Genomic DNA, 14715 nt, shown 5'->3' with positions numbered 1-14715 from the left:
CATAGCCCGCCCCGCGCACACTGAACCCACGCAAAGGGCCGGGGTTTCCGCACGGGAGACATCGACAACCCGGCTCCAAGCAAGCGCCCCCGCCCGAGTGAAGGCGGGGGCACTTTGTTGGTGGTCGAGTGGAGTTAGCGGCGCAGCAGCGCCCAGGCGCCGGGCAGCAGCAGGGCGGCCAGCAGCAGTTTCAGGGTGTCGCCCAGCAGAAAGGGGGTCAGGCCAGCGGTGAGCAGCGTCTGTCCCTCCAGGCCGGTGATCGCGCCCAGGACGGGCAGGCCGAACAGGTAGATCACCACGTTGCCCGCTAGCATGGCAAGGCAGGTGCCCAGGAACTTGCGGTCCAGCGCGAAGCGTTCCACCAGAAAGCCCACCAGCGCGGCGGCGAAGGGAAAGCCGATCAGGTAGCCCAGACTGGCGCGCAGGCCCGTACCGGCTGGGTTCAGCACGCCGCTGCCGCCACCGGCATAAATGGGCAGCCCTGCGGCGCCCGCCGCCACATACAGCAGCAGCGCGGCCAGGGCCCGCTTCCAGCCCAGGGCGGCGCCCACCAGCAGCACGCCCAGCGTCTGCAGGGTCAGGGGCACCGGCTGCAGGGGAATGGAGCCCTGGGCCAGCACGGCAACGAAGGCCGCACCGCCCACGATCAGGGCGAGGTCACGGGCGCGGCTGTGGGCCGGCAGCAGGGTGCGGGACAGAGTGGGGTGCAGCACAGTCATGGGAATCTCCTTGGGGTGAGGGACGAAAGGGAAACGGTCAGGGGGAAGCGGCGCCCAGCATGCCGATCAACTGCACGTCGCCGGCGCTGACGGTGTGCAGGCCCTCTGGGGTCTGCACCAGCAGGCTGCCGCGTGCGTCCAGATCGGTGGCAAGGCCCTCCAGGGGGCCGGCCGGGGTCTGCACCCGCACCGGGCGCCCCAGGGTGAGGCTGGCGGCCCGCCACGCCGAGAGCACCTCCTCGGGCGTGCCCGAGAGCCAGGTGTGCAGTTCGCGCAGCACGGCCCCCAGGACGCCCGCGCGGGTCACCTCGGGGACAAATTCGCGCAGGTGGGCCGCGCCGTCCGGGGCCGCCGAAACGTTCAGGCCAATGCCCAGCACCGCCCGCCGGGCTTCCTCGCCTCGCAGGTCGGCTTCCAGCAGAATGCCGGCCAGTTTGCGGCCATCCGGGGCCAGCAGGTCGTTGGGCCATTTCAGGCCGCCCACGCCCGCCGCGCGTGCTACCGCCACGCCGGCCACCAGGGGCAACAGCGCCAGTTCCGGCAGGGTCAGTGGGGCACCCCCCGGCCCCTGGCGCAGCAGCACCGAGAACGCCAGCGTGCCGTGCGTGGTGGCCCAGGCGCGGCCCCGGCGGCCCCGGCCCTGAGTCTGGCGTTCGGCCACCACGGCGGCGCCGTGTGGGGCGGGCGCGTGGGGGTCGTCGGCCCAGGCGCGCACCTCGTCCTGGGTGCTGCCCACCGTGCCCAGATAGCGCAGCTGGGCGCCAATAGGCGTGGGCCGCACCACGAACTGCGGCGCGGGGGTCTCGGCGCTCAGGGCGTAGCCAGCGCGGCCAATCTGCACCGGCACCCCGGCGTCCTGCAGGCGGCGGGCCAGGGTGTTCACGGTCACGCGGCCCACCCCCAGGCGGGCGCCCAGGGCGTCGCCGGTCTGGGGCTCTTGGGTCAGCAGGGGCAGGAGGCGGTCGGGCATGGCCGTTCAGGGTTTTACGCGCCCCGCTGAACGAAAGCAATGAACCGGGTGCAGAGTTGTGGGCGCGGGGCAGGAGGCAGAGCGGTTCGAGGGCTTCCCAGGGCGGCCGGAGCGGAGGTCATAGGGCGGCGCACAGGGCCGTGCACAGAGCTGGCAAGTCAACCCTACCCCCTCTGCCAGCGGCCATCCTGAAGCGGTCATTGGCCCGTCAGAACGCGTTTGGTAAACTGGACCCATGACGATGGTGCGCCAGACCAAACAGCGCCTGGCCGTTCTGGAGGTGCTGCGTGAAGCGCGGTCACACCCCGACGCCGCCTGGATTCATGCCCAGGTGCGCCAGCAACTGCCCAGCGTGAGCCTGGGCACCGTGTACCGCACCCTGGACGCCCTGGTGCGTGACGGCGTGGTGGTCACCCTGGAACGCGCCGGGCAGGCCACCCGCTACGATTACAAGCACGAAGGCCGCACCCACCCCCACGCGGTGTGCCGCACCTGCGGCGCCATTTTCGACCTGGATGCGGGCGACGTGCCAGTCCTTCCGGCCTCGGCCCTGCCCCCGGGATTCCAGGTGACCGACGTGCGCCTGGAATTCATGGGCCTGTGCCCCGGCTGCCAGAGCGCCTGAGCGCGGCCCTGCGCTGCGCGGGACGCGCGGCCTGGGAGCGCGGCGCTACGCTGCGCCCATGAGCGCGCCGCCCCCTGCCCCGCCCAGCGAACCGCCGGCCTTTCCCACCTACCGCCTGCAGACCTTCCTGCCGGCCTTCGCGCTGGGCTGGGGGCTGGGCGCGGCGCTGACCCTGGCTGTGCGCGCCCTGGGCACCGGCCTGCTGACGGGCCCCTGCGAGGGCCGCACGCTGCTGGCCCTGCTGCCCGCGCTGCTGCTGGGCCCCGGGGGGCTCGCGCTGACCGCGGCCAACTGGCGCCGCCCGACCCGGGCCGCGCTGGGGCTGGGGTTGGTGGTGGCTTCACTGCTGCCGGCCCTGTTCGTGGGGGCGCAGGATATTGCCGGCCTTCGCCGCAGCGGCTGTGCGGGCGGCTACGTGGTGCTCTCTGGCGTGAACGCGGGACAGCCGGGCGAGAGCATCAGCGCGCTGAGCCTGCCGGCCGGGCAGTCGCGCACCCTAAGCGGCCGGATCGGCGGCTTTACCGTTCAGAGCCATCCGCAGCCGTTCACCTTGCAGGGCGCCAGCCCGGTGACGGGTATCCGGGTGACCGTGCCCGCCACCCCTGTGCGGGCGGGCGAAGCCTTCGCGCTCAAGGTGGAGGTGGCGCCGAACACGCCCGTCAATTCCTACACCGTGGGCGTGCGCGCCGTGACCCAGCAACAGGGCCGCGCCATAGAGGCCAGCGGCACCCTGGAATTGAATGTGCGCCCGGCAGCGCCCTGACAGCGGTCATCCGTTTCGCCCTGGGGATGAAGGCACCCCCTCAACTCCACTCCAACCACTGTCTGTCGCGGTCAATCGCTCTGCTCCGCAGCTTTGCAAGTCCACTCGCCCCACATGACCTGAAAGTGAACCCTTCAGGTCATGTGCTTTCCGCTCTGAGGGCCACGAACTGCCACCTCAAATGTAAGCCGCTCTGTAGTTGAAGCTGACCCGCAGGATAACTATGAAGTTGCTCACATTGGACGTGTAAGGGGAGAAGCCAGACGTGGCGTTGCCGTGTGGGCACCCAGGAGGGGTTGCGATGTCCGAGCATGATCTCGACCGCCCGCTTTCCGACGACACTGCAGGAACCGAGCAGGACCTGACGGCCGCCGAGCAGCGGCGCGATTTCCTGCGCCGCGCCGGCCTGATGACCGGGGCCGCCGTGGTGGGCGGCGCGCTGGGGCAGGGCGCCCTGGCCCAGCCGGTGATGAAAGCCGCGCCTATTCTGCTGGACAAGGCGGCCGTGCAGACGCGCCTCAATGGCCTGGGCAGCATTCAGGCCCAGTCGCAGCGCCTTGCCGAAAGCGCCATGTTGCTGCGCGGCCTGGAAATCGTGCGCACCTTCAACCCTGACGCCGCAGCCAGCTTCGACCTGAGCTTCGGCCTGCGGTGGTAGGGCACGAACCCGCGTCGTTCATCCTCAAGGCCACGGCCCGCTGCAACCTGAACTGCCCCTACTGCTACATGTTCAACCTGCGCGACCGCTCGTTCGCCGGCCGGCCGCCGGTCATGCCCCGCGAGGTGGTGGTGGCGGCGGCGGGGCGCATTGCCGCGCAGGTGCGGCGCCTGGGGCGCACGAAGGCCAGCGTCACCTTTCACGGCGGCGAACCGCTGCTGGCCGGGCCGGCGTGGTTCCGCGACGCTGTGGCGGCCCTGCGGGGCGCGGCGCCCGAGGTGGCCTTCGAGTTCACGGTGCAGAGCAACGGGGTGCTGCTGACCGGGGAGTGGCTGGACCTGTTTGCCGACCTGGGGGTGGTGGTGGCCCTCAGCGTGGACGGCCTGCCCGAGGTGCACAACCGCACCCGGGTGGACCACGCCGGGCGCGGCACCTACGAGGCCACCCGGCGCGCCCTTGAGCGCCTGAACGCCCACCCAGCGCGTGAACAGCTGTTCGGCGGCGTGCTGTGCGTGATTGACCCGTCGGTGTCGGGGGCGGCCACTTACCACCATCTGCGCGCGCTGGGCGTGGACCGCATGGATTTCCTGCTGCCGCTGGACCACAACTGGGACGCCCCGCCGCCCCGGCCCGGCGCCTACGCCGAGTACCTGCTGCCCATCTTTGACGCGTGGTGGGCCGAGAACAACCCGCAGGTGCTGGTGCGGATGCTGTTTGACATCATGAAGCTGCTGGTGGGCGCGCGGCAGCACATTGATTCGCTGGGCGGCGCGCCGGTGAACATCGCCGTGGTGGAAACCGACGGCAGCCTGGAGCCGCTCGACGCCCTGCGTGCCTGCCGCGACGGCCTGACCCTGACGGGCCTGAACGTGCTGCGCCACGACCTGTGGGCGCTGCAGGACACGCCGGTGTACCAAGCGGCGGTGGCCGGACAGCAGGGGCTGGACGCGATCATGTGCGGCGGCTGCGCGCTGCGCGAGGTCTGCGGCGGCGGCTACCTGCCCAACCGTTACAGCGCTGAGCGCGGCTTTGCCAACCCCAGCGTGTACTGCCTGGACCTGCAGCGCGTCATCCTGCATGTGGCGCAGCACATTGACCGGGCGCTGCCGCCCGCCCCCGCTGCTGGGGCGCCCCCCGTGGCCTGGGCTTAGTGGGGGGGCAGGGACCCGCCCCCACGCCCCTGTCTGATACGCTCGGACCGTGAACGTCGCGGAACTGTCCAGTATCGCCCTCCAGACGTTCCTGACCATGTTGGTCGTGATGGACCCGGTGGGGCTGGCCCCCATTTTTATCGGGCTGGCGGGCAATCGCCCCAGCTTCGAGCGGCGCCGGGTGGCCGTGAAGGCCTGTGTGGTGGCGGGCATCATCATCCTGGCCTTTGGGCTGTTCGGGCGGGCGCTGCTGGAACACCTGGGCATCAGCCTCAGCTCCTTTCGCATTGCCGGGGGCGTGCTGCTGTTTCTGATCGCGCTGGACATGGTCTTTGCGCGCCCCAGCGGCAGCAAGGAAACCGCCGAGGAAGAGCAGGAGGCCCACGAACGCCAGGACATCAGTGTGTTTCCGCTGGCGATTCCATTGATTGCCGGCCCCGGCACGCTGGCCAGCATCATGATTCTGGCCGCCGACGCCCACGGCTCGCCGCTGCTGCTCTCGGCGGTGTTTCTGGTCACCGCCGGCGTGCTGCTGCTGTGTTACCTCGCCCTGCGCCTTTCCGGACAGATTGCCCGCGTGATCGGCCTGACCGGCGTGCACGTGGTCACGCGTGTGCTGGGCGTGCTGCTGGGCGCCCTGGCGGTGCAGTACGTGGCCGACGGCACCCTGGAGCTGCTGCGCGGCGGTCTGAAAACCGGCGGCGTGCTGCCTGGGCTGGGCTAGGGCGGGCGCGCTAGGCCATTGCCCCCACCGCCCTTAAGGGCCAACTAAGCGTCTGTGCGCAACATTTGCCTGAACAGGCCGCTTTAGAATGCCGGGCATGATCTCCAGAAAGGACGTGCAGCCCGAGCCCCGCCGACCCACCGTAGCGGCTGACCTGAACGCGCCCCGCGTGCTGGTCCTGAACGCGTCCTATGAACCGCTGCATGTCACGAGTGCCAAGCGGGCCATCACGCTGGTGCAGTACGGCGTGGCGGAAATTCTGGAGAACAGCGCCGATGTCGTGCGCTCGCCCAGCACAGTGATGCCGGTGCCCAGCGTGATTCGCCTGCGGCGCTACGTGCGCCGCCCCCGCGTGCATCCGGTGCCGTTTAACCGGCGCAACGTGCTGCGGCGCGACACCTTTACCTGCCAGTACTGCGGCTCGGCCGAGGAACTCACCCTGGACCATGTGCTGCCCCGCTCGCGCGGCGGGCGCCACACCTGGGACAACGTGGTGACCGCCTGCCGCACCTGCAACCAGCGCAAGGGCAACCGCACCCCCGAAGAGGCCGCCATGCCCCTGCGCACCCGCCCCCGGGCGCCCAGCTTCGGGGTGTATGCCCACGGGCAGTTTGCCCACTGGCAGCCGCAGTGGAGCCGGTATCTGGGGGGGTGAAGGGGCGCGGGCTATGGGCCATGAGCCATGGGGCAGATGCTGGCCACGTGGCTCTTGTCTTTGGGGCTGGATTGAGGTGGCATTCCATCCTCACGGTCCAGACCTCATGGCCCATGGCTCAAAGCCCCTGGCCCCTCTCCCCTCTACACTGCGGCCATGAACCGCGAGCGGGCTTACGCCCTGATGGTCCAGCACACGCCGTCCCTGTCGCTGCAGCGGCACATGCTGAATGTGGAAGCCGCCATGCGCGCCTATGCCCGCCACTGGGGCGAAGACGAGGAGCTGTATGCGGTGACTGGCCTGCTGCACGACTTTGACTATGAAGCCCACCCCGAGGAGCACCCGGCCTGGGGCGTGGCCTACCTGCGCGCGCACACCGACACCCCGCCCGAGGTGCTAGACGCCATCATGGGCCACGCGGCCTACACCGGCACGCCCCGGAACACCCGGCTGGCCAAGACCCTCTATGCGGTGGATGAGTTGACCGGACTGGTGCAGGCCGCCGCCCTGATCCGCCCGGACAGGGACGTGCGCGGCGTAGAGCTGTCCAGCCTGAAAAAGCGCTTTAAAAACCGCGCCTTCGCCGCCGGGGTCAACCGTGAGGAGGTGGAGCAGGGTGCCCAGGAGCTGGGCGTGCCGCTGGACGAGCACATGGCGCGGGTGCTTCAGGCCATGCAGGCGGCCAATTCATAAGATCACCTGAGCATGGGGTCAAGATCAGCTTTGGGCGGCGTTGCGTAAGAGCACTCACAATGCAGGGGTCAAAAGGCCCGGCCACCGTTGCACCTGCCGGCTGCGGCCCACCAAGGAGATCCCCATGAACAAGACCCTGCTGACCCTGGCCCTGCTGTTTGCCGCCCCCACCGCCCTGGCCGCCGCGCCCCAGCCCAACCTGATTCAGGTGCAGGACACGAACACCGACTCCACCGACGGCGCCGCTGAGAAGGCCGGCGAAGCCGTGGACAACGCCGCAGCAGCCACGGGTGAAGCGGTGAACAACGCGGCCCAGGCCACCGGCGAAGCCGTGAACGACGCGGCCCAGGCGACGGGTGAAGCTGTGAACAACGCGGCCCAGGCGACCGGCGAGGCCGTGAACAACGCCGCCCAGGCCACCGGCGAAGCGGTGAACAACGCAGGCGAAGCCGTGAACAACGCCGTGGACCCCAACGGCGACGGCGTAGTGGACACCAACAATGACGGCGTGGCCGACACGCGCCAGTTCCCCTGGGGACTGCTGGGCCTGCTGGGTCTGGCGGGCCTGCTGGGGCGCAACCGCCACACGACCACCACCACGACCTACACCACCGGCACCACGACCGGTCAGCCCACCGACCGCCGCTAAGCAGCAAACAGAAGGGGACCCCGGCGCCTGCTGGTGCCGGGGTCCTCTGCATGGGTGCTCATACGGACTGCCGTCCATTTCCGTAACATCCAGGAAAGAACTGGATGTTCCTCTCCTGCGGAGCCTTCCAGGTCCAATTCCCGGAAATCCGTCCTTTTTCCCTCTCCCTCCGGTCGAAAAAATTCCGTCAGGGATGACGGAATTTTTCGGGAGCCGTATCAGCCCTTGGTCAGAATCCGCACGCTCAGAATCTGGTCGGCCACGGCGCCCTCGATGGGGGTTTCCTGGCCGGTGCTGGTGTCGCTGGTGCGCGTCAGCTTGGGCAGCACGTCGTCGCCCGTGACCACCTTGCCGAAGATGGTGTGTTTGCCGTTCAGGCCCTCGGTGGGCCCGAAGGTGATGAAAAACTGGCTGCCGTTGGTGGCGGGGCCGCTGTTGGCCATCGCTAGAATGCCGGCGGCGTCGAAGGTGAGGCGGGTGCGGAATTCGTCGGCAAACTGGTAGCCGGGGCCGCCGGTGCCCCACTCGGTCTTCTTGGCGTCGTCCACGCTCTTGGGGTCGCCGGACTGCGCCATAAAGCCGTCAATCACGCGGTGAAAGCGAATGCCGTCAAAGTAGTGGTTGCGTGCCAGGAACACGAAATTGTTGACCGTCACCGGGGTTTCTTGCTCGTACAGGTCAGCCAGAATCTGGCCCCGGTTGGTGTCAATCAGGGCGTAGTAGTCCTTGCCGTCTTGCAGGCTCATGGCGGGCTCGGCTTTGAATTCACGCACGGGCGTCTTGCTCAGTTCGGGCACGGCCGTGTAGCCGGCCGGCACCGGGCCGGGGGTGGTGACGGCCTGGGCCGCAGGCTTGCTGTCTGCGGTGTCCGTCTTGCCGGGCTCGGCCGCCGTGCTGGGCTCGGTGGTCGTTTCCGTCTTCGTTTCGGTGGTCGTGGTCTCGGCCTTGTCCTTGGACTGGCAGGCGGTCAGGGCAAGCAGGGCGGTCAGGATCAGCGCGGCGTGTTTCATGGTCTGCCCCCAGTGTAACGGCCCCTGGCACCCGGCCGGCGTCCACCTGAAGATGCAGATGCTCTAGACTGCGCAGTTGATGATTGTGACCATTGACGGCGTGGCCGCCAGCGGCAAATCCAGCGTTTCGGCCGGGGTGGCCCAGGCGCTGGGGGTGCCCTATGTCAGCAGCGGGCTGCTGTACCGCGCCGTGACCCTGCTGGGGCTGGAAGCGGGCGCCGACCTGGGCCGCGCCCAGGCGGTCCTGGCCTGCCTGAACCCGGCGCCGCGCCTGGAACCGCTGGCCAGCGGCAACCGCGTGTGGCAGGGCGAGCGCGACCTGACCCCGGACCTGCACTCCAGCCGGGTGGACCGGGGCGTGAGCGTGGTGGCCGCCCTGCCCGAGGTGCGCGCCTGGGTGGACGCCCAGCTGCGCACCCTGCCCGCCCCCCTGGTGGCCGAGGGGCGGGACATGGGCACCAACGTCTTTCCCCACGCGCAGGCCAAGTTCTACCTGACGGCCAGCCCCCGGGTGCGCGCCCAGCGCCGCGCCGCCGAGCGCCCCGAGGAAGTGGACACCATCGAAGCGGCCCTGGTTGAGCGCGACCGCCTGGACACCATGCAAAGTGCCCCCGCGCCAGACGCCCACGTGATTGACACGGGTGCCCTGAGCCTGCAAGGCGTGATTGACGCGGTGCTGGCCCGGCTGCCCTGAAGGTGAGGGGCACCCACACGCCTCATGGCTCGGGCCGCTAGGGTAAACCCCATGCGCGCCGCTGCCCTGCTTGTTCTGCCCCTAAGCCTGCTGACCCTCACCGCCTGCCGGCCCCAGAATGTTCGCCCGCCGGAGGCCTACCCCCTGAGCGGTTCTGTCGCCGGGGACTGGGGCCAGAACCCCCACCTGCGGCTGGCCCTGGTAGGCACGGGACTGCCGGTGGCGGTCACGAACACCAGCACCATTGACCAGAACATCGTCTCGACTGGCGTGAACACCTGGGCGTTTGGCTTTGACCTGCCCACCATTCCCTCCGTGGCGGGGGTGTATCAGGTGGTCGTGTTTGACGACAGCAACAACAACGCCCGCTTTGATGTCGGCGAGAGCTTTGCCCGCAACCGGCAGTGGCTGGTGTTCAGCCCCGTGGACGCCAACTTAGACGCCATCTCCATTCCCGAGTACCTGGGGGGCGCCGAGGTGCTGCCCGCCATGTCGGTCAAGCGCGGCTGGAACCTGTACGACAAAGCGCAGCCTCTGAGCGGCGCCAACCCCAGCCCCTTCCTGAAGCTGAGTACCTACGTGCTGAGCCGTTAAGACCCGCCCAAGACCAACCGTTGGCCGCCGCGCAATGTGCAGCGGCCCGCTTCTTTAGCCTCTGGGCATGACCCCGCCCGCCACCCATTCGGAGCCGCCATGCGGCGCCTGATCCTGGGCGCGCTGCTGGCGCTGGGCCTGGGGGCTGGGTACGTGGCGTTGACACAGCCCGAAGAGCTGAGGCAACAAGACCAGGCGGCGCCCCCACCCCAGGTGGCAGACCAGGCGAGCCCGCCCCCCCGCGCCACGCCGGATGAGGCCGCCCTGCGCGCCGCCGCTGCCGCGCAGCCCATCAGCATTCCGGCGCTGCGGGCGCGCACCTACCCGGGCAGCGCCCTCACGGTGCGGCGCACGCTCGCCCCCGGCGTGAACTACACGCGGCAGGTGGTGAGCTACCAGTCCGAGGGGCTGCGGATCTATGCCCTGCTGACCGTGCCGCGCGGCACCCCGCCCCCGGGCGGCTGGCCGGCCATCGTGTTCAACCACGGCTACATTCCGCCTGACAAGTACCGCACCACCGAGCGCTACGTGGCCTACCAGGACGCCTTTGCGCGCGCAGGCTTCGTGACCCTGAAAAGCGACTACCGGGGCCACGGCGACAGCGAGGGCGAAGCCAGAGGTGGCTACACCGACCCTGGCTACACCGTGGACGTGCTGAACGCCGCCGCCAGCCTGAAAAAGGACCCGCGCGTGAACCGGCGGCGCCTGGGCCTGTGGGGCCATTCGATGGGCGGGCAACTCTCTTTGCGGGCCCTGCTGGTGGACCGTGACCTCAAGGCCGCCTCGCTGTGGGCGGGCGTGGTGGCGGGCTACGACATTCTGAACACCGACTGGAACCCGCCGGGGGGCCAGCGGCGCACCCTGGGCAGCCCGAGCCGCCGCTACCTGCGCCTGCTCAGTCCGAATGCCTACCTGAAGGAATTAGAGGGCCGCCCCCTGCAGCTGCACCACGGCACCGCCGACAAGGACGTGCCCTACAGCTTTCAGCAGGCGCTGGCGGATGACCTGCGCGCGGCAGGCCAGCCTGTGGAGGCTTACCGCTACGAGGGCGACAACCACAACCTCAGCGGCAATCTGGGGCTGGCCCTGCGGCGCAGCGTGGCCTTTTTCAAGCGCCACCTGTAGAGGCTAGTGCGCTCCGCGCCACGCTTTGTCCAGCAGGGACAGGGCCTCGCGGGGCCGAGTGAGAAAAGCGTGCAGCGTCAGGCCCAGCGCCACCAGTCCCAGCAGTGGGTGAGGGCCCAGAAGGGCAGCGGCCACCAGCAGGCCGCCGAGGGGATGCCATAGAACGCGCCAGCAGCGGCGCAAGATGGCGGCGGACCGCTGGGGCCGCCGACTGACGGTCCACCGCTCGCCAAGCTGCACCCCCACCAGCGCCAGCAGCAGCAAGCCGGGCAGTAGGCCGAAGGCGGTATGGGCCGACATGCTGCTGGGCAATCCCGGCAGCCCGAACAGCAACCAGACCGACAGCCCCAGCCACAGGGCCACCCCAGCGACCCAGCGCCCGAACGGTTCCCGGTGCAGCTGGTCCGGGTCGGCCAGCAGCCTCTTCAGATCGCCATCGCGTTCCATCCAGGCGAGGTCTGCCCGCGTGAAATGGGTGTGCGCCAGCGCGGCAATCACGGTGGCGGGCTCGCCCAGTTCATGCAGCGCCGTCTGCGCGGGCTCTGGGTCGCCCAGCTGGGTCAGGGCGTCCACCGCCTGCTCATGGTGGGCACTGAATTCGGCACGCAGGCGCCACGCCGTATCGCCCGGGAAGGGGGCCGTGACCTGGGTGAGCCAGTGGTCAAAAGGGGTCTGGGCCGCCATGTCCTCCCCTCCTCAGCGGGCCCCGGAGAGGGCCTTGGGCAACAGGGCCCAGAGGGTTCGCCAGTCGTGCCGCGCCACCAGCCAGAAGCCCACCCCAGCGCCCAGCAAGCCAGCCCAGCGCGTCGCTTCCCCATCCAGGGTGAGCACCTGAAAGGCGCCGATCACGGCGGGCACCATGCACAGGCGCAGCAGCCCCAGCAGCACGCGGGCACTGCGGGCTGGAAAGCGGGGCGGCACCCACCTTTCCAGAATGGCGGAGGCCAGGACCACCGCACCCAGGGCCCCATACAGCCCCCAGGTGATCGGCCGTTCCAGCCACTGCAGCAGGAGTGGCCACGCCAGGACGATGGCGGCGCCCAGGGCCATAGAAAGCGGAGAGGTGCGCTTCAGATGGGCAAACCGGCAGGCCAGCAGGACTTCTTCTTCTGCCCCGGTGTAGTGCTGGCGTTCCAGGGCGCGGCGCACCTCGCGCACGCTGCCCAGGTCGCGCAGCGCGGTCTCGGTAGGAGTCGGGTCGCCCTGGTCGGCCAGGGCTTCGGCGGCGTCCAGGACGTGGGCCTGCAGTTCGCCGCGCAACCGGGCGGCAGTCTCAGCTGGAAAGGGTGCAGTCACGGCGGCCAGATAGTCGGTGAGGGGCTGGGGCGTGTGGGTCATACGCGCACACCTTTCAGGGCCAGGGTGCGGCGAAGTTTCTGCGCGCTGTGCTGGGCCGCGATCAGCCCCGTAAGGAACAAACCTCCCCAAAGACACAGCGAAACACTTTCCAGGAGGCCCAGCGGAAGGTTGCTCAGAGCCGGCAGCACGATCTGAAAGAGCATCATTCCACACAAGCCCATGTTGGCCCGCATCTGTCGGCGCTGTTCTGGGCGCCAGTAGTGGGTCCAGGCCGCTGTGAGCGCCAGCAGGCCCAGCCCTGCGGCCACCCCACCCAGTGTCGGCAGATGCGGGTCACCTGTCCAGGCCCCCCAAAACAGCAGCCCCACCGCCAGCACGCCCAGCATCACAAGGCTCAGCAACCAGCCGTCCACCCGGTCACGGCCCAAGACGTCCAGTTCGGCCGCCGACACGTAGAGCCGACCCAGCGCCTTCCGGGTGGTGGCCGGCGGACCCAGCAGGGCCGTGATGTCGTCGCCCTCTCCCAGCCCGGCCTCCTGCAGGTGGGCCAACGTCTCAGTCTGAACGCGCATGACCACAGCCCTGGGCAGGCCACGGGTGGCTTCGTGCAGCCACTGTTCGGGCGTCATGCGGACACCGCCGGCTGTTCCAGGGCTAAGGTGCGGCGGAGTCTGCGCACTTCCTCGAACAACGTGGCCCCCCAGAGAATCCACAGCAGCGGCAGGAGGCGCACGAAGGCGTTTGGCGCCGTGCCGGTCTGCCCAGCCTCCACCATCCAGTTCACCCACAGGCTAAAGTTCACGGCCCAGAGGCCCCCATGTCCAGTCACCAGCGTCCGAAGTTCAGGTGCCAGCCGACGGGCCCAGAGCGTCAATCCACTCAGCACCAGACCACCCGCTCCCACCCCGGTCAAAGACGGGCCCACCTGATCGTTCCCGCCCGCCCAGAGCAGCAACAGCAGGGCGCTGTGACACCCCAGGATCCAGAAGCCGACCTGCTGCCCCTTCGGTTCGCGCAAACCCTTCAAGGCCGCCGCGCTCAAATAGAGACGCGCTAGAGCTCGCTGCGCCCCCTCCGGCTCACCCAGCAACCCTTCTACATCTTCACTCTCGTCCAAGCCTGCGTCCTGCACATGGGCGGTGTATTCGGCGCGCACCCGCGCCTGCACACCCGGCGTCAGGCCCGCCGTGGCTGCGGCCAACCACGCCTCCAGCCTCACGACTGCCCCCCCAGCACCGCCTGCACGGCGCTCACCTGCTGCTGCCACGCCTTGCGGCTGCGGGCCAGCACGCGGCGCCCGCTTTCGGTCAGGCGGTATTCGCGGCGCAGGCGCCCCCCCACCTCGTGTTCCTCGCTTTCAATCAGGCCCTCGGCTTCCAGGGCGTGCAGGGCGGGGTAGAGGGTGCCTTCACGGGCGGTTAGCAACCCCTCGCTGCGGCCCTTGATCGCCTGGGCGATGGCGTAGCCGTGTTCTGGCTGCCGGTCCAGCACCGCCAGGATCAGCATGCGCAGCTGCTCGCGGGTGTTCATGGCCGTAGCATACCTCTGGGTTAGATGTATCTCAAGCCGAGGTATCGGGCAGGTTGTGGACCCGCCGGGCGTTGGCGTCGGTGGCGCGTTCCAGTTCGGCCGGGTCCAGGCCGCGCAGGGCCGCGATGAACTCCAGGGTGTAGCGCACGTACCCGGGACGGTTGGGCTTGCCGCGCTTGGGAACCGGGGCCAGGAAGGGCGCGTCGGTTTCCAGCAGCAGGCGCGAGAGGGGCACCTCGCGGGCCGCCGCGTGGATCTCGGGGGCGTTCTTGTAGGTGGTGTTGCCCGCAAACCCAAAGTACGTGTGCTCGCCCCGGTCCAGGCCAAAGCGCAGCAGCCCCGCGTGCCCGCTGAAACAGTGGAGGATGACCGGCACCCCCGGCCACGCGCGCAGCACGTCTATTACGCCCTGGTGGGCGCGGTCCTGCCCGGCCTTGTCGCGGGTGTGGATCACCAGCGGCTTGCCCGTGCGCGCGGCGAGGTCCAGCTGCCACTCGAAGGCCGCACGCTGGGCGGCGCGCTGCGTATCGTCCCAGTAGTCGTCCAGGCCGCTTTCGCCAATGCCCACCACGCGCGGGTGGGCGCTGAGGGCTTCCAGTTCGGCGCGTGCCTCGGGGCTGTCCTGGGCGGCGTCGGTGGGGTGCAGGCCCACGGTGGCGTAAACATCGGGGAATTGCTCGGCCAGGGCAATGGCATTGCGGGCGTGTTCAGGGCTGGCGCCAATGCAGACCAGGGCGGTCAGACCCAGTTCGCCGCGCGCGCTGGCGGGGTCCTCCAGGTAATCGAGGTGGGTGTGCGTGTCAATCATGCCCCGCAGGCTAAGGGCCTTACCCCTCCCCCTCCAACTGTTTGGAGG

The 14715-nt window shown here is 69.5% G+C and carries 20 protein-coding genes; 11 read left to right on the top strand and 9 right to left on the bottom strand.

Annotated elements, in window-relative coordinates; genetic code table 11:
• Positions 1-134: 134 nt before the first annotated feature.
• Together K7W41_RS03245 and K7W41_RS03240 are read right to left on the bottom strand one after the other, a co-directional pair.
• On the bottom strand, positions 135-719 hold the full coding sequence (locus tag K7W41_RS03245) for a biotin transporter BioY (protein WP_224604675.1): 585 nt from the start codon (positions 717-719) through the stop codon (positions 135-137).
• Between the two features lie 37 nt (positions 720-756).
• Complete coding sequence (locus K7W41_RS03240; RefSeq protein WP_224604672.1) at positions 757-1689, bottom strand: biotin--[acetyl-CoA-carboxylase] ligase; 933 nt, start codon at positions 1687-1689, stop codon at positions 757-759.
• Positions 1690-1924: 235 nt separating this feature from the next.
• Here K7W41_RS03240 and K7W41_RS03235 point away from each other — a divergent pair, with 235 nt between their 5' ends.
• From K7W41_RS03235 to K7W41_RS03200, 8 genes are all read left to right on the top strand, one after another.
• Positions 1925-2314, top strand: a complete 390-nt coding sequence (locus tag K7W41_RS03235; protein ID WP_224604670.1) for a Fur family transcriptional regulator — start codon at positions 1925-1927, stop codon at positions 2312-2314.
• A gap of 58 nt (positions 2315-2372) precedes the next feature.
• Complete coding sequence (locus tag K7W41_RS03230) at positions 2373-3077, top strand: hypothetical protein (RefSeq protein WP_224604666.1); 705 nt, start codon at positions 2373-2375, stop codon at positions 3075-3077.
• Positions 3078-3378: 301 nt separating this feature from the next.
• A complete protein-coding gene (locus K7W41_RS03225; protein WP_224604663.1) occupies positions 3379-3735 on the top strand; it encodes a twin-arginine translocation signal domain-containing protein in 357 nt (118 codons plus the stop codon).
• Positions 3729-4886 carry a radical SAM protein gene (locus K7W41_RS03220; protein ID WP_224604661.1) on the top strand — a complete coding sequence of 386 codons (1158 nt, stop codon included), beginning with the start codon at positions 3729-3731 and terminating at the stop codon, positions 4884-4886. The genes K7W41_RS03225 and K7W41_RS03220 overlap by 7 nt, the downstream gene beginning before the upstream one ends.
• Before the next feature lie 49 nt (positions 4887-4935).
• The gene (locus tag K7W41_RS03215) at positions 4936-5610 is read left to right on the top strand and encodes a MarC family protein (RefSeq protein WP_224604659.1); all 675 of its coding nucleotides are present in this window, start codon (positions 4936-4938) and stop codon (positions 5608-5610) included.
• A 97-nt stretch (positions 5611-5707) separates the two neighbouring features.
• Complete coding sequence (locus K7W41_RS03210) at positions 5708-6265, top strand: HNH endonuclease (RefSeq protein ID WP_224604655.1); 558 nt, start codon at positions 5708-5710, stop codon at positions 6263-6265.
• 156 nt (positions 6266-6421) lie between these two features.
• Positions 6422-6958: an HD domain-containing protein gene (locus K7W41_RS03205; protein ID WP_224604653.1), complete on the top strand. Its 537-nt coding sequence runs from the start codon at positions 6422-6424 to the stop codon at positions 6956-6958.
• 124 nt (positions 6959-7082) lie between these two features.
• Positions 7083-7607 (top strand): hypothetical protein, encoded by a 525-nt coding sequence (locus K7W41_RS03200; protein ID WP_224604651.1) that lies wholly within the window; start codon positions 7083-7085, stop codon positions 7605-7607.
• Positions 7608-7825: 218 nt separating this feature from the next.
• Here the strand turns inward: K7W41_RS03200 and K7W41_RS03195 are convergent, their stop codons facing one another.
• On the bottom strand, positions 7826-8617 hold the full coding sequence (locus K7W41_RS03195) for a peptidylprolyl isomerase (RefSeq protein ID WP_224604648.1): 792 nt from the start codon (positions 8615-8617) through the stop codon (positions 7826-7828).
• A gap of 79 nt (positions 8618-8696) precedes the next feature.
• On the opposite strand from K7W41_RS03195, the gene cmk reads away from it, so the two are divergent.
• From cmk to K7W41_RS03180, 3 genes are all read left to right on the top strand, one after another.
• Positions 8697-9311, top strand: a complete 615-nt coding sequence (gene cmk, locus K7W41_RS03190; protein WP_224604645.1) for a (d)CMP kinase — start codon at positions 8697-8699, stop codon at positions 9309-9311.
• Between the two features lie 51 nt (positions 9312-9362).
• Complete coding sequence (locus tag K7W41_RS03185) at positions 9363-9905, top strand: hypothetical protein (RefSeq protein ID WP_224604642.1); 543 nt, start codon at positions 9363-9365, stop codon at positions 9903-9905.
• Between the two features lie 99 nt (positions 9906-10004).
• On the top strand, positions 10005-11030 hold the full coding sequence (locus K7W41_RS03180; protein ID WP_224604639.1) for an alpha/beta hydrolase family protein: 1026 nt from the start codon (positions 10005-10007) through the stop codon (positions 11028-11030).
• A gap of 3 nt (positions 11031-11033) precedes the next feature.
• Here K7W41_RS03180 and K7W41_RS03175 read toward each other — a convergent pair whose 3' ends face one another.
• The 6 genes from K7W41_RS03175 to K7W41_RS03150 are packed head-to-tail and all read right to left on the bottom strand — an operon-like array spanning position 11034 to position 14667.
• Positions 11034-11714: a hypothetical protein gene (locus K7W41_RS03175; protein ID WP_224604637.1), complete on the bottom strand. Its 681-nt coding sequence runs from the start codon at positions 11712-11714 to the stop codon at positions 11034-11036.
• Between the two features lie 12 nt (positions 11715-11726).
• The gene (locus K7W41_RS03170) at positions 11727-12368 is read right to left on the bottom strand and encodes a hypothetical protein (RefSeq protein ID WP_224604635.1); all 642 of its coding nucleotides are present in this window, start codon (positions 12366-12368) and stop codon (positions 11727-11729) included.
• On the bottom strand, positions 12365-12958 hold the full coding sequence (locus K7W41_RS03165) for a hypothetical protein (protein ID WP_224604634.1): 594 nt from the start codon (positions 12956-12958) through the stop codon (positions 12365-12367). Before K7W41_RS03165 ends, K7W41_RS03170 begins: the two co-directional genes overlap by 4 nt.
• On the bottom strand, positions 12955-13485 hold the full coding sequence (locus tag K7W41_RS03160; protein WP_224604632.1) for a hypothetical protein: 531 nt from the start codon (positions 13483-13485) through the stop codon (positions 12955-12957). Before K7W41_RS03160 ends, K7W41_RS03165 begins: the two co-directional genes overlap by 4 nt.
• Positions 13486-13544: 59 nt before the next feature.
• The gene (locus K7W41_RS03155; protein ID WP_224604630.1) at positions 13545-13859 is read right to left on the bottom strand and encodes a PadR family transcriptional regulator; all 315 of its coding nucleotides are present in this window, start codon (positions 13857-13859) and stop codon (positions 13545-13547) included.
• Between the two features lie 31 nt (positions 13860-13890).
• A complete protein-coding gene (locus tag K7W41_RS03150) occupies positions 13891-14667 on the bottom strand; it encodes a TatD family hydrolase (RefSeq protein ID WP_224604629.1) in 777 nt (258 codons plus the stop codon).
• Positions 14668-14715: the final 48 nt, after the last annotated feature.

It is taken from the genome of Deinococcus multiflagellatus (genome assembly GCF_020166415.1).
Classification (GTDB): Bacteria; Deinococcota; Deinococci; order Deinococcales; family Deinococcaceae; genus Deinococcus; species Deinococcus multiflagellatus.
This window is presented reverse-complemented; position numbering and strand designations above follow the sequence as displayed.

Excerpts from the sequence above, each read along its gene's own strand:
- K7W41_RS03185 (WP_224604642.1), top strand. The coding sequence starts at position 9,363 with ATGCGCGCCGCTGCCCTGCTTGTTCTGCCCCTAAGCCTGCTGACCCTC.
- K7W41_RS03165 (WP_224604634.1), bottom strand. The coding sequence starts at position 12,958 with ATGACGCCCGAACAGTGGCTGCACGAAGCCACCCGTGGCCTGCCCAGG.
- K7W41_RS03170 (WP_224604635.1), bottom strand. The coding sequence starts at position 12,368 with ATGACCCACACGCCCCAGCCCCTCACCGACTATCTGGCCGCCGTGACT.
- K7W41_RS03210 (WP_224604655.1), top strand. The coding sequence starts at position 5,708 with ATGATCTCCAGAAAGGACGTGCAGCCCGAGCCCCGCCGACCCACCGTA.
- K7W41_RS03155 (WP_224604630.1), bottom strand. The coding sequence starts at position 13,859 with ATGAACACCCGCGAGCAGCTGCGCATGCTGATCCTGGCGGTGCTGGAC.
- K7W41_RS03240 (WP_224604672.1), bottom strand. The coding sequence starts at position 1,689 with ATGCCCGACCGCCTCCTGCCCCTGCTGACCCAAGAGCCCCAGACCGGC.
- K7W41_RS03180 (WP_224604639.1), top strand. The coding sequence starts at position 10,005 with ATGCGGCGCCTGATCCTGGGCGCGCTGCTGGCGCTGGGCCTGGGGGCT.
- K7W41_RS03195 (WP_224604648.1), bottom strand. The coding sequence starts at position 8,617 with ATGAAACACGCCGCGCTGATCCTGACCGCCCTGCTTGCCCTGACCGCC.
- K7W41_RS03235 (WP_224604670.1), top strand. The coding sequence starts at position 1,925 with ATGACGATGGTGCGCCAGACCAAACAGCGCCTGGCCGTTCTGGAGGTG.
- K7W41_RS03200 (WP_224604651.1), top strand. The coding sequence starts at position 7,083 with ATGAACAAGACCCTGCTGACCCTGGCCCTGCTGTTTGCCGCCCCCACC.
- cmk (WP_224604645.1), top strand. The coding sequence starts at position 8,697 with ATGATTGTGACCATTGACGGCGTGGCCGCCAGCGGCAAATCCAGCGTT.
- K7W41_RS03150 (WP_224604629.1), bottom strand. The coding sequence starts at position 14,667 with ATGATTGACACGCACACCCACCTCGATTACCTGGAGGACCCCGCCAGC.
- K7W41_RS03230 (WP_224604666.1), top strand. The coding sequence starts at position 2,373 with ATGAGCGCGCCGCCCCCTGCCCCGCCCAGCGAACCGCCGGCCTTTCCC.
- K7W41_RS03175 (WP_224604637.1), bottom strand. The coding sequence starts at position 11,714 with ATGGCGGCCCAGACCCCTTTTGACCACTGGCTCACCCAGGTCACGGCC.
- K7W41_RS03225 (WP_224604663.1), top strand. The coding sequence starts at position 3,379 with ATGTCCGAGCATGATCTCGACCGCCCGCTTTCCGACGACACTGCAGGA.
- K7W41_RS03205 (WP_224604653.1), top strand. The coding sequence starts at position 6,422 with ATGAACCGCGAGCGGGCTTACGCCCTGATGGTCCAGCACACGCCGTCC.
- K7W41_RS03245 (WP_224604675.1), bottom strand. The coding sequence starts at position 719 with ATGACTGTGCTGCACCCCACTCTGTCCCGCACCCTGCTGCCGGCCCAC.